This is a genomic window from Flavobacterium sp. B330r, from assembly GCF_056824325.1.
Window position 1 is genome coordinate 5,220,790 of sequence record NZ_CP124860.1, and the last position, 21,623, is coordinate 5,242,412.

9 protein-coding genes are annotated in these 21,623 nt (G+C 36.2%); all 9 read right to left on the reverse strand.

What is annotated here, in order from left to right:
- Positions 1-30 precede the first annotated feature (30 nt).
- A complete protein-coding gene (locus tag QLQ95_RS22995) occupies positions 31-2,049 on the reverse strand; it encodes an aceric acid hydrolase (RefSeq protein WP_482501889.1) in 2,019 nt (672 codons plus the stop codon).
- Positions 2,050-2,208: 159 nt separating this feature from the next.
- Positions 2,209-4,668, reverse strand: a complete 2,460-nt coding sequence (locus QLQ95_RS23000; RefSeq protein ID WP_482501890.1) for a pectate lyase family protein — start codon at positions 4,666-4,668, stop codon at positions 2,209-2,211.
- 16 nt (positions 4,669-4,684) lie between these two features.
- A complete protein-coding gene (locus tag QLQ95_RS23005) occupies positions 4,685-6,952 on the reverse strand; it encodes a DUF5703 domain-containing protein (RefSeq protein WP_482501891.1) in 2,268 nt (755 codons plus the stop codon).
- A 221-nt stretch (positions 6,953-7,173) separates the two neighbouring features.
- Positions 7,174-8,598: a sialate O-acetylesterase gene (locus tag QLQ95_RS23010; RefSeq protein WP_482501892.1), complete on the reverse strand. Its 1,425-nt coding sequence runs from the start codon at positions 8,596-8,598 to the stop codon at positions 7,174-7,176.
- A 161-nt stretch (positions 8,599-8,759) separates the two neighbouring features.
- Positions 8,760-12,128: a glycosyl hydrolase gene (locus tag QLQ95_RS23015; RefSeq protein ID WP_482501893.1), complete on the reverse strand. Its 3,369-nt coding sequence runs from the start codon at positions 12,126-12,128 to the stop codon at positions 8,760-8,762.
- Between the two features lie 233 nt (positions 12,129-12,361).
- Positions 12,362-15,685, reverse strand: coding sequence for a glycoside hydrolase family 2 TIM barrel-domain containing protein (locus QLQ95_RS23020; RefSeq protein WP_482501894.1), 3,324 nt, complete (start codon positions 15,683-15,685; stop codon positions 12,362-12,364).
- 219 nt (positions 15,686-15,904) lie between these two features.
- Positions 15,905-17,029 carry a glycoside hydrolase family protein gene (locus QLQ95_RS23025; protein WP_320493803.1) on the reverse strand — a complete coding sequence of 375 codons (1,125 nt, stop codon included), beginning with the start codon at positions 17,027-17,029 and terminating at the stop codon, positions 15,905-15,907.
- A gap of 121 nt (positions 17,030-17,150) precedes the next feature.
- The gene (locus QLQ95_RS23030; RefSeq protein ID WP_320493802.1) at positions 17,151-18,827 is read right to left on the reverse strand and encodes a hypothetical protein; all 1,677 of its coding nucleotides are present in this window, start codon (positions 18,825-18,827) and stop codon (positions 17,151-17,153) included.
- A gap of 260 nt (positions 18,828-19,087) precedes the next feature.
- The gene (locus QLQ95_RS23035) at positions 19,088-21,274 is read right to left on the reverse strand and encodes an alpha-L-rhamnosidase-related protein (RefSeq protein WP_482501895.1); all 2,187 of its coding nucleotides are present in this window, start codon (positions 21,272-21,274) and stop codon (positions 19,088-19,090) included.
- Between the last annotated feature and the right edge of the window lie 349 nt (positions 21,275-21,623).

Consider the following 21,623-nt stretch of genomic DNA (forward strand, 5'->3'; position numbering starts at 1 on the left):
AGGGCAATCCGTTTCATCCGCGTCCAAAAATTAATGCGACATCCAAACCGTCATTTCACCTTTTCCTTTATTTCCCCATGCAAAATACGGAATCAATTTTACTTGTACAGCATCTGCATTTTTAGAAGAAAGCGGTTTATACAACGTTTTATTCCAAGAATTATTCGAATTTATAACTGCTTCTGCATCAATGCTTACTAAATTTCTATTATTCAAAATGAAATTGTTAGTCGTAAATTTCGATTTTAAATTCAAAGCCACATCATTTACGCTTATTTTCGCAGGAAGCTGATCTGATTCTAAACAATAAACCAAAGGTCCTCTTTTTACAGCAACCTGATTTTTAACTTCTTCAACCAACGGATTTGCTTCCATTAATTCTACTGGCATTGGAAGATTCAATTCTATCACATCTCCTTTTTTCCATTTTTGATTTAATTTCAAATAAGTTCCGGAAACAATTTTATCAGTAATCTTTGCATTGTTCACAGAAACCGAAGCATTCTGACTCCAACCCGGAATCCTTAAAAAAAAAGTCTGTAAATCTTTTGGTGCTTTTACAATTTTCAGCGTTATTTTTCCGTCCCAAGGATAATTGGTTTGCTGTTCAATTTCGATTTCTTCTCCGTTTAAAGATTTTGTTTTCAATTCATTACTTCCGTATAAATTTACATACAAGCCTTCTTTTGAAATATTGTAAGCGTAATTTCCAACTTCGGCAATAGTTCTGGTTACGTTTGGCGCGCAACAGTTTGATAATGCGATATAACCTTCACGTTCATTACCCCATCTTTGGTGAAACGGTAAATCGTTAGAAACATTCAGCGGATTATTATACAAGAATTTTTCTCCTTCTAAATCCATTCCCGAAAGCACGCTATTATATAATGCTAATTCAACAATGTCAGCATATTTGGCATCTCCCGTAATTTGAAGCATTCTCCAGTTCCATAGCACATTTCCAATATTGGCACAGGTTTCAGTATGCGCTGTTGCATTTGGCAATTGAAAAGGTCTTCCGTACGCTTGGTGAATTTTCTGCACTACTGTTGGATCATAAGAAGTTCCATCCGGCGAAACTCCATCATATAAAGAACCACAGCCACCAGTGATGTACATTTTACGATACGTTACATCATCCCAAATCGATTCTAAATTATCTAGTAATTTCTTTTCTCCCGTTTCTGCATACAAATCGGCAACACCGGCATAAAGGTAATTCGCTCTTACGGCATGACCCATTGCGGTTGTCTGCTGTCTAAACGGAATTCGATCCTGATTATCATCGGTTCCGTCATTTGTAGTTCCGCGAATATCTATTAGATTATTGGCTAATTCTAAGTATTTCGGATTTTTAGTCGTTCTGTACATTTCAACAATTCCCATATAATGAGATGGACAAATTGCATTTCGAGCCAATTCTGGCGAAGCTTTTTTGTAGAAATCATACAAGAAATCGGCAACACCTTTTGCAATATTCAGAAAATTTGTTTTTCCTGTCGCGCGATAATGAATACAAGCTGCAGTCATTAAATGTCCCATATTGTATTTCTCAAAACCCAATTGTTTTTTTACTTCTTCTGGCCCTAAAGTTCCCCAGCGTTCATCGATTAAAACAGGCGTGTGAATATAACCGTCTTTGCGCTGTACTTTCGCGAAAAGCGCAATGGCCTTATCCATTTCTGCATCTAGTTTTTTATCTTTTATTACGGCATACGTTGCCGCCATTCCTTCAAAAATCTTGTAGAAATCACCATCATGAAATGAAGGCCCTTTAAAAGTTCCTTTGCTTAAACCTGCTGCAATTTCGAAGTTTTTGTAAGCATGCGAAATCTCATCGTTATGATACAAATCCCACATATATGGCAATGTGTTTTTGGTTTCTACATCAAATTGTTCTTTCCAGAAACCGTTTGTCCATTTTACATCTTGAAGGCCTACACTTTGCAGTTTCGAATACGGGCTTTCTGAATTCGCAACCAAACCTTTGTTCTGCGCAAAGATTACGGTTGAAAGAAATAAAGAGGATATGATGATGTTTTTTTTCATTTTGATATAAATTTAATCTGCTGGATCTGCTAAATCTGCGAGAGTTTAAATTTTTCTCGCAGATTTAGCAGATTTTAGCAGATATTTATTGATTTTTATTCTTTAAAAAAATCTGCGCAGATCTGCCTAAATCAGCCAAAATCTGCGTGAAACCTTTTTTTATTTAATAAAGAAATTAATAGTTCTGCTCATTGAATCTCCGTCTGCATCTTTTACTGTTAGAACGAAAGAAGCGAATCCTTTTTCAACGGTTGTAAACTGAATTTCTTTTCCTTTTAAAACCACTTTTCCATTTTTAAGATCCGAGAACGTATATACGGGTTTATTTTCGTATCCTTTGAAATAATCTGCGGCATTTAAAGTTTTTTTCTCTTTTAAATTGATAAAATAATGAGGTTGAGCCAGCCAATCTAAATAATTATCCAATTGAGTAAATCCGTCTTTATCTGTATCCTGATTAGCATCTGAAAAATCTCCTGCTGGTGAATTTTCATTTAAACCAAAAGCTTTTTCCCACCAATTTGGCAAACCGTCATGATCTGTATCCCAATCTGCTGGACGAGTTTCTGATACAAAATTTGGCCATCCTCCAGCATCTTGCTCATTATCAATCATTCCGCCTAAACCGCTTTTGCTTCCTTTGTAAGTAAAAGTTCCTTTTAAAGTTTCTTCTACAATTCTGTTATCGTGTTTATCAAAAAACGGTTGATTTGCTCCAACATCTGAAAGCACATTTTTATAAGCTGCTTTCGCTGATTGCGTTTCTACGTAAGAAGGAAAAAATGGTTTATCTACGAAAGTTTCATATTCTACTTTTTCATTATGACTTATAGTAAATTTTCTGCCTTTATCCTGAGATTTTTCATCAAAGTACCCTGGCATAATATTTCCGTTAAAATAATAACGCTGCATTCCTTTCCCAACACCTTCGTGCTGCGCATTTAATGCGACAAATATTTTAGTTGAAGCGCCTGGTTTGTAATAATTGTTTACAAAATTCACTTCGTTTGCGCCTCCGTCTGTAGTTCTTTGTCCCCAGTTGTACACCACATTATTGGTAATATCCAATCTTCCTGTATAATAACCATCTCCATTTAAACCACCGCCAATACTCCAGTTTCTTCCGTAATTATGAGCCAATAAATTGTGATGAAAACTTCCAATGTCACCGCCAATTGTAGCGGCAAATCCGTGCATTTTACCAGTTGGATATTTATCATGCCCAGCAACGTTCAAAGCTTCAGAAATTAAAGTTCTTTGCAACGAAATATGATGTGCACCACGCGAACTAAACGATTCATCGATTGTCCAGCTAATAGAGCAGTGATCAATAATACTGTAATCTGCTCCCGTTAATCCCATTCCGTCAAAAGTAGTTCCGCCACCAATTCTTACTTTTAAAAATCGAATTACACCATCATTTCCTGTTAATCCAATTGGCGCTCTGCTGATTGTGATTCCTTCACCCGGAGCTGTTTGTCCCGCAATAGTGATATAGGGCTGATTTGCCACTAATCTCGATTCCAGTTTTATATTTCCCGAAACAGTAAAAACAATCGTTCTTGGTCCAATTTCCTGATTAATCGCATCACGCAAACTTCCCGGACCATCGTCATTTAAATTGGTTACTTCGATTACTTTTCCGCCGCGCCCTCCAACAGCGTAACGTCCATAACCTTCAGCTCCCGGAAATGCCAATTGAGCAGGTTTAAACGACCATACATTTCCTAATGTCACTTCGCCATTATTATCCACTTCATCGACTCTCCAGTAATAAGTTGTTCCTGAATATAAATCAGAAACTGTAAACGATTTCTCCGTCAGTTTTCCTTTAAATTCTTTTGAAGATTCAGTTGCGTTTTCTACCGCGTTTTTATCTTCACCGAAATATATCTTATGAGATGCTACGTTTTTTACAGCGTCCCATTTTAAGGTTAAAGTTTTACCCACTTCAACATGTTCGTCTCTGTTTTTTGGTTCAGGAGTTCTGGCCTGATTCATTAAATTTGGCGTATCAATTTCAAAACCATTAATCACAATTTGTTTTACAATATCTGGATTAGAAGTTGGATCGATTTCAAAACGAACGATTACATCCTTACCTTTCTCAGCATTAAAAGTAATATACGCCATCGACGCATCAATTTTAGCATTGGCTCTCTGACTCGCATTTACCGTTTCCTGAAGTTTTCCGTTTACGTAGATTTTGATTGGAGAAAAAGTTTTTCCTGTAATCACATCAAAGGCGTTATGAAATGTCAAAAGCGTATGTTTTCCCGCTTTCAATCCGCTGATTTTCAATTCCAAATTTTCGGACGTAACCAAACCGTCACTTCCTAATCTATTGTAATGTGGAGCACTCATTCCGACTTTGTACCATTTTGAAGTAAAATTTCCTTTTAACTTAAAAGACACATTATTAAATGATTTTTCGGCTTCTTTTCCTTCATTAATTACCCACGAATCATAACTCGGATCATGAACTTCTTCTAGTCTTCTTTGAAAAAAATCAAAGTCCACTTTTACAATTTGTTTATCAGTATTTGCGACTGATTGTGCCTGCCCATTTGTGGTCAAAAGCATGGACAAAACAGCACCGCTTATTAATTTCTTTATCATTTTTGCTTGGTAATAGTTAGTTTAATTTCGTTTTCTCTGCTTCAGATTTTCCTAACAGATTTATAATGTCTTTTTCTCTTTCTTTTGGAATTACTTTTAAAACCTTCAATTCTCCATTTAAAAGTTCGGCTTCAATTGTTGTATTTTGTTTCGCGTGTAATTTAAAGTGAACGTTCCAATCTTTTGGCCATGCTGGAAAAAGATAGATTTTCCCGTTTGCTTCCTGCAAAAGCATTTCCTGCATACCAATCATTCCCGATCCGCCCCAATTATGATCTGGAACCCAGTCAAATCCAGGACCCCAAAAAGCTGGAAAACGTCTTTCTGAATTGGCCATTTTTAGCGTATTATATTTTGCTGCTTCTTCGGTTAATCCTAAACGAGCCGAAAAAATATTGTCTTGTTTCCATCCAATATGACTTCTGAATTTTAAAGCATCAGAATCGTATTTCCATGTATTTAAAGCTGTTTCTAAATCTGGTTTCCCAACACCGCAAATTCCCCACGGATAAACGGGATACAATTGCGGAACTTCAGAATTATTTACTCTTTCCCATGTTTTGGCAGGAAGTAAAACTTTGTGATTTTCGATTTGCCCGAAATTTAAAGGCGGAATTCTCGTTTGAAATGCTTTTAAATATTCAACGTCTTCTTTTGACAACTGATTTCCTGAAAGGTTTAAAAGGTTTTCTGTAATAACTTGCAAAGCCGAAATCGTGCTATTCGAATTATTGGTCATTTTATAAGTTTCAGCAGCTGAACCTGGAAAAAGAACTAATTTTCCGTTTCCATCTAAAGCTTTTCTGCCTCGCTGTTTTGCTAAGTATTGATAATGTTCATCAAAAAAACGAAGACAGCTAATGATGAATTGATTGTATTTCTGAATATCTTCTCCAGCATATTCTTTCTGTTGCAACATCATCTGGCAAAACTCCAAAACCGTGTCCCATTCGTATTCCAACCAAGCATTGTATTCCATTCCTGGATCGTAATCTGTGGGACGTTTCCATTCGTATTCTGCTGGATTTGGGAGTCCGAAATTTTCTAATTGTTCTGTGAATGATGCACCGTTATGTTTCCAATAGACTTTACTACGCAATTCAGCATTTTTTTGAAGACTAACGTAATAATTCAATTGTGATTTCATCATATCAAAATCACCGCTTTTCACCATCGGAAAATAAACCAATCGCTGATTTTGAGCCGTCATCGTTCCTCCACCCCAATTTCTAAAATCAGGCGTAAAATTCAGGTCTTTATTCGTGTAAACAGGATCAACCGTAAAAAGTCCGCCATTGAATTTCGTTGGATATTTCCCGTACGCATTGCATCCAAGCATGTATCTGAACAATTGATAATTCTGTCCAATTTGATAAACCGAATCTTTCGCAGTCGATCGATTTTTTTGAATAAAAATAAAACTGCGGTTCCAGAAATTATTCCACCATTTTTGAGTGTTTTTTTCAGCTTGTTTTGCTGTGTTTTTATTTTGAGAAATCAAACTTTTTAATCCATTATCCCAAGTAGAAAAATCAGATTGGTTCGTGTTTAAATAAATTTCTAAAGAATGTTTTTTCGATGGTTTTATGCTTGATAAATTAAAACCTTTAAAATCAGTTGACTGGTATTTACCTAAGTAAGTTCCGTTTGGTTTTAAATTTTCGCCTTTCATAAATCCGCCGAAAGTCAGATTCGCAATCGGGTTCAACATTTGGGCTTTAACCGATTCCATTTTCTGCTGTTTAACCGCTACATCAAAAACCGTATTTTCTCTGTTTCTATGATAGAATTTAACTCCGTTATTTTCAAACGAAATAGAATCTTTATAAGTAATTAGTTCTCCTTGAGGCGCCCATTTATAAGAATTGGCATTATTTTCTTTTCCTTTCGGATAACGATTTTGATAACGCCAGCTTTCATAAGAAGCCGTCATTTTCAACGCATTTTTACTTTCTAAATCAAAATGAATAATCGGTTTAAAAACGTCCACCCAAAGTTTTATTTTAGTGTCATTCTGCCCAACTAAAACATAACCGTCTTTCAGTTTCAATTCCTGGCGAAAGCTTTCTTTTCCCTCAAACGGATTCGGACTTAAAGTCACTTTTACACGTCCTAATTTCAATAAAGTATTATGTTCATCAAAAGTGCCGCTTCTTGAAAAATAAAAATACAAATCCCCTTTCTCTACCCAAACATTCATACCAATATCACCGCCTCCTAAAGGCATAGATTCTGATGAATTATTACTCTGCGTTGTCCAAATTTGATTATAATTATCGAGCACAGGGATTTGCGCTTTGAGGCAAAGCGTGGTGAAGAGAAGTATGTATTTTATGTATTTCAATTTTATCTGTTTTTTTTTAGTCTTACTTGTCATTCTGAGGAACGAAGAATCACACTAGAAACTTCGCATAGAATGTCTTAAATCTTTGTCGATTTACGAGTGTGATTCTTCGTTTCTCAGAATGACAAACTACGTTTGAATTCACAATTCACAATTCATAATTACCATTCGTCTGTTCTAAACGAAGAAACCGGCAAACCGCCTGCGCTAAACAATTCCGCTTTCGCGAAATCTTTCCATAAATATCGAACTGAAACTGGATTCTTAACTTTATCTGAAGTCAGAACCACTGATTTTCTTCTTACAACCGTTTTTGCGGGATAAAAAACTTTATCTTTTCCTGCTATTTCAAAACCTAAAACTTCTTTATCATAAGAGGTGATTCCGTTGGCAACATCATCAAAAGAAACCGTAACAGAGCCATCTTTTATTTCCATTGATTTGTATTTCGGACTTTCGAATTCAAAACCTTCAATTCCGTACGTTCTTCCCAAAGCTTGAAAAGCCAAACGGTTTCCGCCTTTTTCTTTATCCATTGGATGAATGTTGTTTTCTTCTCCAACATCCATTAAAACAGCCATTCCTGAATTTGGAATTTCCTTTGAAGCCTTAAACTGTGCTTCTCTCAAATAAGCCGAATTGTATTTTTCTAAATAATCTTTTGGATGAAATGAAGCATAATTAAACGGCGCAATCTGAGCGAAATAAAAAGGAAAATCACCTTGATTCCATAACGTTCTCCAACTGCTTACCATTTTCTTCATTAAAGCCGTATATTCAGAAGCTCTTTCGTAATTCGATTCTCCCTGATACCAGATACAACCTTTGATTCCGTAACCAATTACAGGCGAAAGCATTCCGTTAAACAAAGTCGTCGGAACACGATTTGGGTCTTTTGCCAATTCTTCTTTTGTAGTCGGAATTTTAGCGCTCGCAAAATCTTTCAGCATTTCCTGATTCATCCACGCTTCCATGCTCGAACCTCCGTAAGAAACATGAATTAATCCCACAGGAACGTTTAAAACTTCCTGTAAAAGCGAACCAAAATACCAAGCCGTTGCACTAAAATTGGATGTCGATTTTGGAGAAGCTTCTTCCCATTTTCCTTCAAAATCTTGCAATGGTTCTAAAACTGTCGCTCTTGGAATCGTGATTAAACGGATATTTTTATTGGTTGATCTTACAATAATTTCGTTTCCATTTTTAACAGGTTGTCCCTGAAATCCTTTCAATGGCATTTCCATATTGGATTGTCCAGAACAAAGCCAAACTTCGCCCAACAAAACATTTTTGATGGTTACTTTTTCATTTCCTTCTAAAACTTCAATCGTGTATGGGCCACCAAAAGAAGAAGTCTGTAATTCTGATTTCCATTTTCCTGAAATGTCTGCTTTTACCTTGTAGGTTTTAGAATCCCAAGAAGTTTTGATTACCACATTGGCGTTCTTTTCTGCCCAGCCCCAAATGGGTGCGTTGGATTTTTGCTGCAACATCATGTTATCAGTAAACAAAGCTGGTAATTTGATTTTTGCATTGATTTGAAAACTTGCTAAAATCGTTAATAACGCAATAATTGATTTTTTCATTTTGATTTATTTTTTATTGCCACAGATTAGAGGATTAAAAAGGATTATTAGTTTTAGTTATGTCAGGCTGAGCGAAGCCGAAGCCCGATTACAATTGAAACGCCCTTCGACTTCGCTCAGGGTGACAATCCAAATAATCATTTTAATCTGTGGCTAAATTTTTATTTATTTTTCTCTTTCAAAATCATAACCGGCCCAAATAATCCCGCTTTCAACAAAGGCTCTCCTTCCAGACGAAATGGCGCTGTTGTCCATGTCAATCGCTCTTCTTTTGACAATTTTTGATCGCCAATTAATCTATTTGCCCAAGTATTTGTGACTTTAATTTCTATTGAATTTTTTCCTTTTTGTAAAGCTTTTGAAATATCTATTTTGAAAGGTAAAGTCCAAAGCGTTCCGCAATCTTTTCCGTTGATTCTGATTTCGGCAATATTGGCCATTTCGCCTAAATCCAACCAAGTTTTATTGCTATCTTTTCCTTTCCAGATAAACTCTTTTTTGTAAATAACAGTTCCTGAATAATACTTAATCTGATCATTTTCAGAAGTGCTCCAGTCAAAAAGTTTATTGGTTTTCACGACTTCTTTCGGACCTTTAAATTCTGTATCAAATTGTAATTCCCAATTTTCATCTAAAGTCTGAACTTTTTCAAATTCAGAAGATTTTCCTTTTGCTAAAACTTCATTGGTTTCCTCTTTAAAAATCACAAAACCAGATTCGTTTGAATCTAAAGTTATAGAAGCTATAGTTCTTCCGTTTTCTATTTCCCAATTGGCTAAAGCCGAAGTTTGATCTGTCACAGGATTATACCATTGTGGCACTTTTCCTGAAATTCTGAAAGATGCATCAAATACTCTTTTTTCATTCTTTTGATTCGAAAGGAAATATAAATCTTCACTTTCTGATTTGCGATGTGCCCAAGCTAATGTTTCAGAATCAGCTCTATTTAAATTTGGAAAATAAACATCTTGAGTAATTCCGATGGAAGCAAAATCATTTCCTAAATATGGCAATTTGACAACCGTACCTTTTCCAATTTTCCATGTTGATGAATTGGCATTATTCCAGATTTCATCAATTACATTCTGCCATTTCTTTTGATCGGGTTCTGACTGAATTCCCGACAGAAGGTTCGGTTTTTCGTCCACAAAAATGGTTGCTCCATCTTTTAGCAATTGCAGGATTTTTTCGGCGGAAGCCAAAGATAAAATCTTATTTGGTGCCATTTTGTGAATTCCTGGGAAGAATAAAGCTCCATATTCAATTCCGCCTTCAAATGAGATTTTTCCGTTTACCACTTTCGCTCTATTAATTAAAACATCAGCATTAAAAGAATCGTATTGATAACCATTTAGCGGATTAATCCATTGTGATAAATCGGTGATATTTTTAGAATAGGTCACTTCTTTTGGCATTTTTGCCGTTGGCTGACCTTCATTTTCTAAACGGATTTTCTCGCTTTCCAATCTTTCTTTTCCGAAAACATTCGGAATAAAAGGCACCAAACGATCCGGCACAAAAGAACGGGAAGGAAAATCTTCGCCAATAAAAACCGCCAAATCAATTACAGGTTTTCCTTTTTGCAATTGAAACTGTACTCTTTGACAATAGTCAAACCACGCTTTTCCGGGTTTCCACCACGTTTGATCTCTTTGGAAAAAAGTTCCGATATCGTCTAAAGTCATTCCCGGTTTTCTATCCGTCCAAGGATTATGGACAAAAACGTGATAGAATAAACGGTTAATTCCTAAAGCGTAATTGCGGTCGGCAGTTGTTTTTAGATTTCCGGGATGTTCGTCCCAATCCATTCGCAAAGCAGTAAAAGATTCTGCCTGAATAATATCTTTTCCATAAATATGTCCGCCCGAAATGGCATCTACCATATCAAAAGGTTTATCGTGTGTTGGGCTTTTCAACCAAAATTCTCCACCAGGGTAATCGACATATTTATAATGCAACAAAGCATCACTCATCATGGTTGGCGCAACGTTTTCAGAACTTAACTTGACGTTGTATTCTTTGGCAATTTGAGCGACAGTTCTGTAGAAATTATCGGCTACTAAATCGGCAATTGTTTTTCTAACATCGTATAAAACTTTCTCTGAAAAATCGGCATTTTCTATCGGAATTCCCGCCATAACTGGAAGATAATCTACAAGATCGTAGCCACGTCTCTTTTTAAATTCAGCCTGAAAAACCGAAGACCAGTTTTGGCTTCCACATTCCCAGCTATCAAAATGCAGAATTTCTAAAACTTTTGAAGCCAATTCTGGACCAGCCGAACGAACTGCTTCTCCAAACCAATGATCTAACTGAAAACGGATTAATTCCGGATTAAATTTATCTACTTCCAATCCTTTTCCTGCTCCGCCAGTTGCATTTTCATGTCCAGTCGAAGTGTGTCCCATTCGGATAATTTTCCATTTACCTTTTGGCGCTTTCCAATTCAAGTTTCCATCAGCATCAACAAAATTCGAAATATTGATAATTTCTGATTTTTTAAATGCGTCAGAACTTGGAATTTCTTTTTCAGTAGTCTGCGGAGTCAAACGCCAAATTGCTCCAGATTTTCCTTCGTAATTATTAATCAACGATTGATTCGAAAGTATAATTTTACTGACTTTCAGATTCTGTTTCCACTTCGCAAAATCCAAATCTTCTGCTCCAGGTTCTGTTCCTTTTGGATCATAAACGAATCTGAAATATTTTGCTGTAACTGGCGTAATCGTATGCGTATTTGGGAAATCCATGTCTTGCCAGCCGTGGCGTGGTGCAATCAATCTTTCATGGAATCTAAAATTGATTCCATTATCACTCACTTCCACAATCAGACGTTGTGCTTGAAAATCTCTTCCTTTGGTTTCTATTACAATAGATTTGCAGGTAAAAGGCTGTGCAAATTCGTACTGAATCCAACCTGCATCGGCAAACTTGAAGTTTTCGTCCTTTTTAGGATCAACTAAAAAAGAAGCATCGGTATTGTTTGATGTGGTCACTTTTGGCAGTTGCATCTGCGAAGTAATTTGGTATTCTTTTATCGGAATAGCAAAAGTGGCAATGTCTTTATAATAATCTTTATAGTGTTCTGGAACTGGCAATTTTAGCGCAACTTTCTTTCCACCTAAAATTTCAGTTGAAGACCAAACAACTTTCTGCATTGACATTTCTGGTGTAATCCAAGGCCCGCCAGCAACGGCAAATCCGTCTGCTCCGTGAAAAGCCAATTTCAAACCTAAACGATTCGCTTCTTTGAAAGCCCAATGAATCATATCCCAAAATTCAGGCGACAACTGTAAAACTGGCGGATCTATCAATGGCGGATTGGCTGGTCCTTTAATCGTCATTAAATAAGCGCCCGCAATTCCGGCTTGTTTCATGGCTTCTAAATCGGCTGTAATTCCAACTTTAGAATATGCTGATTTCATCCAATACCAATACACCCAAGGTCTTGAGGATTCTAATGTTGGCTGAAAAGTGGTTTCTTTTTTATAGACTTCCTGTGCAGAGACAATGCTTGCTAAAAGGAGCATAAAAAAGAGGTGTTTTTTTTGAAACATTTTTACTGTTTTATTTTCGTTTGTAAACCCGACAGGTTTTTATTCGTTTGTTTTGTCATTTCTCCTTTCGTCGAAATGACAAACTGTATCTTTAACTTCTAATTGATTTTACAAATCTGCAAAATCTACAAAATCTGCGGGAAAAATTTACTCTCGCAGATTTGGCTGATTTAGCAGATTCCTTTTTAATTCTAAATTCTCAATTACTAATATTTAAACTTCTTCAAACTATTTTCCAATTGATTTTTTGAACCGTTAAAAGGCATCAAATAAAAACTATACTCATAATTTCCAGACTTAATCTGATATTGTTCTAATGGCTGTGCAACAATCGTCCAACTATCATTTCCTCCCACTCCCATTTGGATTAAATCGATGTTTACCGTCAAAAATCCTGGATCTTTCAAATCATATGTATGTCCTGATGCACTTAGATTTTCCTGTGTGTACGGCCATGCGCTAATACTTAGAACTTTGGTATCGTTTACTACTAAAAATCCGTTGTTTTTCTGCGGAGTGCTTAGCGCCATCCATCTGACATCGCATCTGTTTCCGTTTTCCTGTGGTTTTGGATAATGTTCGATAAAATCATTTATTGGAAGTGAATATTTACCAACAAATGAACCAAAACTTCTATCGCTGTAATTTTCCAATTCTCCTTTTCCGTACCATGAAATCTGATCGAATTTTCTTTGAACTCCCATCTGCATTCCGATTTTTGGAATGTTTGGTAATTTGTTTGATGCTTTTAAACTGTAATCTACTTTTATTAATCCGTTTGGTAAAATATTATAGATCACTTTTACGCTCGCACTATCTTTTATAACTTCGTAATCGCTTGTTATTTTAACTTCAGAAGCTGATTTATCAATTGAAATGTTAACCAATTTTGGTTTTGCTTTATACCATTGTTTCAATAACTTTTGCGATTTCCATCCACGTTTATCGTTATCTGTAAGCGGTCTTACGAAGTTTGGCAATAGCGGTGCAAAAACCTGCTCTTCTCCATTAAAAATATAAGAACTCAAAGCTCCGTTTGTTTTTCCAATTGTAATATCAAAAGTTTTTCCTTTGATTTTGAAATCTGAATCTGATTCAGAAACGTTTAGGGTTTCTTTTTTAGATTCTGGAGAAACGGCTTCTTTCTTTTTCAATACAAACTGATCTTCCGCGACAGCGTAACCTTTTGAAGCCCATAATTCATCCTTTGAAAGCTGGAATTCTATATTTAAAATATATTCGGCATCAGCTTTCATTTTTGGAAGATAAGAACTGATATCTAAGGTTGTTGATTGTCCTGCTGCTACTTTTAATGGTTTTAAAATCTGAGTTTTGATTACGTTTCCGTTTTCCAACACTTTTAAAACCGGAATATAACCTTCTAATGATTTAACCGACTGACGATTTTTAATTTCTAATTGACTTCCGTTTAAAGTCGAAATAGCTGGCTGATATACCCATTTGTTTTCAAAAATAGATCCTTTTGGTTTTCCGTTAGAATCTACAATTCCTTTTGTATTAAAGTTTCCGTCGTGGTATTTCTCGCCAAAATCTCCTCCGTGCGCAAAATAATTCTGACCAGATCTGGAATCAAATTTTACAATTCCCTGATCTTTAAATTCCCAAATACAACCGCCTATAACTCTTGGAAGCGAACGGAATTCATCCCATAATTCTTTTAAATTTCCGACCGAATTTCCCATCGCATGAGAATATTCTACGAAAATAATCGGACGAGTATCTTTCTTTTGATCGACTAAAAATTTAGGAGTGAAAACGCCTGGATAAAAACGGCTGACCATATCGACATACGAATCATCCTGCGGATTTTCGAATCTATAAGCGTGATCGATTGTTTTTGGATATCCTGGATCAAGCGGATCAATATATCCGTCTAATTTGGCATTTCCCTGTGCTGGTTCATAATGAACTGGACGTGTGATATCGAAATCGTGAACCCAGCCCGACATTGCAGCATGATTTGGTCCTTTTCCGCCTTCGTTACCCAAACTCCACATGACAACCGATGGATGGTTTTTGTCTCTTTCAACCATTCGAATCATTCGTTCCATATAAGCATTTGTCCAAAGCGGATCGTTGCTTAGTTTCCCTCCGATTCCGTGTGTTTCCTGATTGGCTTCATCCATTACCATGATACCGTATTGATCGCATAATTCGTAGAAATAAGGATCATTTGGATAATGACTTGTACGTATAAAGTTGAAATTAAACTTTTTAATCGTGGTAATATCTTGTTTGATATCTTCTCTCGTAACCGCTTTTCCTCTTGTTGGATGATGATCATGACGATTTACGCCATAAACGTAAGTTTCTTTTCCGTTGATGAGCATTTTTCCGTTTTCTTTTGAGAATTCAATCGAACGGAAACCAACTTTACAGCTTTTGGCTTCTGTAACATTGCCGTTTTTATCTTTTATAGAAATGACCATCGTGTATAAATTCGGCTCCTCTGAACTCCATTTTTTTGGATTTTTGATGGTTTCTTGGAAGAATCCGAAACGAACATTATCCAAACGAGGGTAACTTTCATTAATCAAATCAATCACAGGTCTTTGAAGCGGTTCTTTAAACATTGCCGTATTATTGGCATCGTACAATTGAACATTCATTGTATAATCTTTTATTTTTTCACCTGTAAGATTTTCTACTTTTGGACGCAGTTTAAAAATCGCATCTGTGTATTGTTTGTCTAATTTGGTCTGAACAAAGAAATCCTGAATACGCAGTTTCGGCTCGGCCATAATGAAAACTTCACGCTGGATTCCGCTCATACGCCAGTGATCCTGATCTTCTAAATAAGAACCATCTGTCCAACGAATTACACGAACAGAAACTACATTTTCTCCTGCTTTTAAATAAGGCGAAATATCAAATTCTGATGGTAAAAAACTATCTTCTCCGTAGCCTAAAAACTCTCCGTTTAACCAAACTTCAAAACCTGAACTTACGGCTCCGAAATGCAAAGTCACGGTCATATCTTTCCAGTTTTCTGGAACGGTAAAACTGCGTTGGTACGAACCGACTCCGTTATAATCTTTAGGTATATAAGGCGGATTTATGGGTCTAAACGGATAAACGGCACTTTTGTAAATTGGATTATCGTATCCTTTCATTTCCCAGTTCGAAGGTACTTCAATTTTATCCCAACCTGAAACGGTATTTTTATAGAAATCTTTTGAAGCTTCTTTCAAATTTACAGCATATTTAAAATCCCAATCGCCGTTTAGCATTTGGATTCGGCTTTTGGTTCTGTCTCCTTTTAAAGCGTCTTCTATACTTGCGTATGAATAAGAAGTTGCTCTTGATGGTTGTCTGTTGATACTTGTTATCGTTGGATCTTCCCAAGGAGCAAATTCGTATTTTTTATGCAATTCTGGGATTCCCGCTGGTTCTCCTGTTACGGATTGGGCGTTTATTGCGTAAGGTGTGAATAGTAAAATTACAGTCAAAAAATCGAAAGCCGAAAGTCGAAAGTTGAAAAATTGCTGAATATGATTGGTTTTAAACATTATTTTATTTTTAGTTCTTTTGTCATTTCGAGGAACGAGAAATCTTCGCACGATATTCTACAAAGATTGGCAGCCATCCTGTGCGTAGCTACTTGTGGAGATTTCTCCTTCGTCGAAATTACAAAACTGTGTCTTTATTTATTTTTGCGTAATTAAACCTGTCAGGTTTAAAACGTACTGTATCTTAATTCTTTGTACTTTGTACTTTGTACTTTGTACTTAATTCTTCTTCTTTTTCTCCGGCGGTGCCACAAAATTCAATTTACTTTTTCCTAAATCTTTAGACGTTGCAATGGCAATTCCTCTTTGTTCTGCTTTATTAACGGCACAGTAAAAATGATAGACAACGCCATCATGTTTTACCACAAATGATTTATGAGCAAACATATCATCGTAAGATTCAGATGATTTAACTAAATCGTCGCCTTTCCAGTCCGTCCAGTTTACTAAATCGTTCGAAACGGCAAAACGGTTAAATGCACCTTGATTCCATCCCGTCCAAAAAGCTCCAAAATAGAACATTACCCAAGTATCATTAATACGTTGAATATAGGCATCGCCCGAGATTCCTTTATGGTGATTGATTAATGGTTTTTCGCCATAACGTTTCCATGTTTTCATGTCGTTTGATACTGCCATAGCAATGCGCTCAGCACCTTTAGCAGGATTTATACTGTCGCCACGGGCATTGTAATACATGATAAAATTGTGTCCCGTCACTTTATCTTTATCACGAATCACACTGTTTTTGTACATCGTACTATTGTCCCACCATTTGGTATCTTTGTCTTTTGGAGTCAAAACTGGATTTTCTAATCTTTGAAACTCATGTGGTTTTGTCGGCGCTTCTTTGGTATATGCCATCCCGATTGATAAAACGCCCGCTTCATAACCTTTACTGTCTCCTCCAAAATAACTCATCCAGTATTTGTCATCGTATTTCTCCCATTCGTAGCTTCCGCCCCAAGTTGGATCTTGTAACGAAATATATCCTGCTTTTTGGTTGACATCCCAGTGTTTTTCGTTTTCTGAAAATGACATTACTTTTCCTAGATATTTCCAGTCCAGAAGATTGTCGCTTTCTGCCAACCAAGTTTCGTAACCTCGTCCGTCGTAAATTAAATAGGTCATATACCATTTTCCGTCTTTTCTAAATACACTCGGACAATCCATTTTGTATGAGTTGTCAGTAGGAACCATCACCAAACCGTATTTATAAGGCGTTTTGATTTCTTCGTAAATCTCCTGCATTACGCTGTCGGTAATTTCTCTTTTTTTGTATTTAGTTGCACAGCTTGTTAGGACAAGTACTGAAATGGCAATTAGTAGATATTTAATTTTCATTTTTTGGTTATATTTTGGTACGCTGATAACACGGATTTCATTTTGTTTCTCTCGCAGATTTTGCAGATTTAGCTGATTTTTTTTATCTGCTTGATCTGCCAAATCTGCGGGAAACTTTAATTTATTTTTTCAATTCTTTTAATTTAGAATCCATTACGTCTTTATTCAGTTTTACTTTTACCATTCCTGTTGGATGAAATCTTCTTTTCAAATCGATTGCATTATAGACTATTGTGTAAACGTCGTTTCCTTCTGGGATTAAACACAAAGGCGTTCTCATAATATCCCACCATTTATCAACTTTAGTTTCTATTGGTAAATAATGTGCTTCTGCCCAATTAACACCATCTGCTGATAATGAATACGCAATCATATTCGGTAAATGATGCCCCCAGCCATCTGGACCTCCGTCGAAAATAGCGATATACATTCCGTTTGGTAATTGACTCACGATTGGATTTTCTACAAACTGCGGATGCATAGTTTTAATTGGTTCCAAACCTTTGTTCATTCTTAACCAAGGCCCTTCTAAACTTTTAGATTCGGCTAAAGCTACAAACCAGCCTTTTCCTGATTTCTTTGGATAATCAGCCCATGAATTGAAAGGATACGCACCGCTGTAAAAGCCGAAGTATTTATCTCCAACTTGGTATGGAAAAAATGAAGCAACACCCTGACGTCCTTCCCAAGGCTGAGAATCTAGTCCTGGTTCCATAATAATTCCCATATCTTTATACGGTCCGCCAATTCCGTTGATTCCTTCTACAGTTGATTCACAACGCCAGATTCTTCCAAATGAATGATTTGGTTCAATTTCTTTACTAACAGTATATGCCAAATAATAGCCATACCATTTGTTTGCTTTTTCATTAAAAATTGGCATATAAGACCAAATAGCTGCACGACGATCATTCATCGGATTATCATCTTCTGTAATGGCATAAGTTCCGCTTGCTTGATAAATGGTTGATTCTCTTTTCCAGTGAATGGCATCTTTACTTGTCCAATGTCCAATTTTAGTTTTTACACGATCATAATAATAATCAACACCTTTTTCTCCTGCTCTTTCTGTTGGAAACATATGATACGTATCGCCGACTTTCACCACACGTCCGCCTTCAAAACCTCCCTGAATTCCTTCTGTTCCCGACATTCCTTCATCAATAACCGGTTTATTTTCTCCGCCGATAATTTCGAAAAGCGGTTTTTCATCTGAAAATCCTTCAACAATAAAAGTTGGATTCCAAAGTTTTCCGTCTGGAAAATTGGCGTTTCTTTGTTCTAGTTTTTCAGAAGCTTTTACAACTCCTAAAAAGGCAAATAATCCTTTTCCAAAATTTAATGTTTGTGTTCCTTTGGAGAAAGAAACCGCATAAACATTTACTGGAGGTAAACCTGTTATAGTAACCCCACTTTCTAAAATTAATTTGGCATTTTGAAGTTTATCAGCTTGAAGATATTCTGAATTTTTATCTTGAAAAACACCAACTAAAACAGTTACTGGTTCTTTAAATTTTAATTGTAATGGAGCGTTAGTTCCGTTTTTATATTTTTCTAAAGGAAGTTCAATCCCAGTCAAACCTTGCAATTCTGGAGCTAAACGAACGATATTGTGTTTGCTTCCTGAAAATACATGAGCGTATTGAGTAGTTTTGAAAGTTTTGTAATTAGATTTTACAATTTCAAATGATGCTGGTTTCCATGCAGAGGTTTGTGCTGTGGCTTGAATGCAGATTACAAGCAGCATTAGGAAAGCGGTTTTTAATTTGAAGTTGTGTATTTTATTTTTTGAAAACATTGGTTTTATTTTTTTGTTTTTTTGTCATTCCGACGAAGGAGGAATCACACTAGGAATTCCGCAACAATAGTCGACAATCTTTGCGGAGCTACTTGTGGAGATTTCTCGTCCCTCGAAATGACAAAACTGGTGTGACAATCTTTGTGGCTACAAGTGTGATTTGCTTCGCCTATTCGCTATCGCTCGGGTCTCCTTTCGGTCGGAATGACAAACTGGGTTAAGAACTAATTACTAGGCACTTATAACTAATAACTCATAACTTACAAAGCCTTATAAATTACTTTATACTCCACATTCGGTTTTACAATCAATTGATATTTATTTTTTGCTAATTCTGTAATTGTTCCAGAGTTTGTTTTAGGTTTGCTGGCACTTTCAAAAATCAATTTTCCTTCTCCTTCGCCTGCTTTTACTTTGATTTCTTTGGTACTGCAATACACGGCAACTTCTCCGTTTAGTGTTGGCACTTTTCCTTCCATCCATTTTAAACCGCCTAAGTTTGGTTTGATTTCGTATTGAGAATAACCTGGAGCAGTTGGTTTTACACCCAAATAATATTTTCCTAATAAATAAATCGGACTTGCGCCCCAAGCATGGCAAAGACTTTTCCCGTAAGGACGACCGTACATTGTTAAATGTTCCGTTCCCTTTTTGTTTGGATTGTATTCTTCCCAGAAAGAGGTTGCGCCTTCATTCAGCATTCCGCCCCAATAATCTTTCATTTCTTTTAAAACATAATCCTGTTCGCCCATCGCACACAACGCTTCCAACTCGTAAAAACGCATGTATGGTGTTGTGATTTGGAGAACTTCTTTATTGAGCAACACTTTGTTTTTTACGCTTTGTTTTTGTTCTTCATTAAAATAATTGAAGAAAATACCGAACATATTAGCATATCTGGTTACAATATTTTGCATTTTACCGTCGATACGCTGGTGTTTCATGACGTTTTCTTTTTTATCCCAAAACACATCAAATAATTTGGTTTTTAAATCATTCCCTAGTTTTTGATATTGTTTTTGGTCTTCACTTTTACCAGCGATTTCAGCGCTTACTGCCATGGCTTCCAAACTTCTTGCCAAAAGCATCTGTTCAAAACTAACCTCTCCTGTTTTTGGTAATCCGTCTGCCCAATCGATAAAAACCCAATCGCCTTCTAATGGTTCGAGGAATCCGTTTTTGTTTCTTCTTTCTAAACAGAAATCCATCAGTGATTTCATTCTTGGATAAAAAGTTTTGATGAATTTCGTATCGCCTGTGTGCAAATAGTAATCGTAAACACCTACAAACCAATACAACGAGTAATCCATTATGATATTGACGTGAGCGGTTACGGGATCTTTTCCACGAAGAGCTAACAGCGTTCGTTCTACAGAAGCCGAATCAAAGAATAAATAATAATTCATTAAATAACTTTGATAAGCGTCACCAGACCAAACCCAACGGTCGCGTTTGATTCCGTCAATAAAAAATTCACGAGATGTTAAATGCATCGTATATGCCGACACGTCCCAAATTTTATTCAATTGTTCGTCCGAAGATTTAAATGCACCACGATAATCTAATGGCAAATATTCATAAAGCATCGAAATAGAATCATATTTTACACCTGCATCTGCTTGAACCTGAACATAGCGGAATGCTTTCGATCCATCATGTGTGTAAGTTTCAGATTGTTTTCCATCAAAAGATAAATGATCTAAGGTTTCGCATTTAGCAGAATCCAACGCTTCTTCACGAGATTCACCGTAATAAAGTGCTAGTTTGCCTTTCCCTTTTAAACCGTGAATTTTAATATATCCAAAAGTTTCTTTGCCAAAATCTACTAACTGACCCACTCCAATTTTCTCTGTTTTCTTTGCACTTAAAGGTTTGGTTGTTAATTTAAATCCCGAAGGTTTATTTTCTGGCGAATTAAAATTCCAAGAACCAACAGGAACCCATGGCGTACCAGATTGTTGTGCTTTTCCAGTTTCATCGATCCAAAGTTTATCTTCGTTGGTTACTTTCCACGAAGCATCAGATTTAACGTATTGACCTGAAATATAAATAGCAGGCAATACTTCCTGATTGTAAACTTTAAAGGAAATTTTATGTTTTCCAGCAGGAACTATGATTGATTTTGGCTGTCCGTAAATTTGAACACCATCTAAAAGTAATTGAAAAGGTCCTTCTGAGAAGATTTTCACTTCGTCTGGTTGTGGAATATCTACTTCTGTTTGAAAAGTGACCAAAGCATAAGGACTATAATATTGCCAAAGTGGCGGAAATACTGCTTCGCGTTCTGTGCGTCTTACCTGCATTTTATTGCTTAACCAAACTTCAAAATCACCTGGATACCAGATCCATGTCGCTTCTTTTGGTTTTTCCTGTGCTGATGATAAAGAACAAGAAAAAAGGGCAACAAAAAGAATTAAAGTCGTAAAAATGGAAAAGCGGTTTAGCATAGTTAGTGTATTTTGGGACTAAAGATAAGTGTTATCTTTACATTTCACAACCTGCACTATCCTGCTATTTCATAAAAAACAGTACTTTTTGATAATTTTTTAAGGGAAAAATTACGGCTTATCACTTTTTTAGTACTAAAAAAAATGATGTTAGAATTTTATGGGACGATGATGAGACGGATTCGCTATCGCAAAGACGGGGATGAAAAACGGATTTTAATTATTTACCCTTTTTTGTCATTTCGACGGAGGAGAAATCTTCGCAAGTAACTCCGTAACTAAAGTCCAATCTTTTTAGAGCTTCTCACGAAGATTTCTCCTCCGTCGAAATGACAATGATTGTGGTTAT

Excerpts from the sequence above, each read along its gene's own strand:
- QLQ95_RS23035 (WP_482501895.1), bottom strand. The coding sequence starts at position 21,274 with ATGCTAAACCGCTTTTCCATTTTTACGACTTTAATTCTTTTTGTTGCC.
- QLQ95_RS23020 (WP_482501894.1), bottom strand. The coding sequence starts at position 15,685 with ATGTTTAAAACCAATCATATTCAGCAATTTTTCAACTTTCGACTTTCG.
- QLQ95_RS23025 (WP_320493803.1), bottom strand. The coding sequence starts at position 17,029 with ATGAAAATTAAATATCTACTAATTGCCATTTCAGTACTTGTCCTAACA.
- QLQ95_RS22995 (WP_482501889.1), bottom strand. The coding sequence starts at position 2,049 with ATGAAAAAAAACATCATCATATCCTCTTTATTTCTTTCAACCGTAATC.
- QLQ95_RS23030 (WP_320493802.1), bottom strand. The coding sequence starts at position 18,827 with ATGTTTTCAAAAAATAAAATACACAACTTCAAATTAAAAACCGCTTTC.
- QLQ95_RS23010 (WP_482501892.1), bottom strand. The coding sequence starts at position 8,598 with ATGAAAAAATCAATTATTGCGTTATTAACGATTTTAGCAAGTTTTCAA.
- QLQ95_RS23000 (WP_482501890.1), bottom strand. The coding sequence starts at position 4,668 with ATGATAAAGAAATTAATAAGCGGTGCTGTTTTGTCCATGCTTTTGACC.
- QLQ95_RS23015 (WP_482501893.1), bottom strand. The coding sequence starts at position 12,128 with ATGCTCCTTTTAGCAAGCATTGTCTCTGCACAGGAAGTCTATAAAAAA.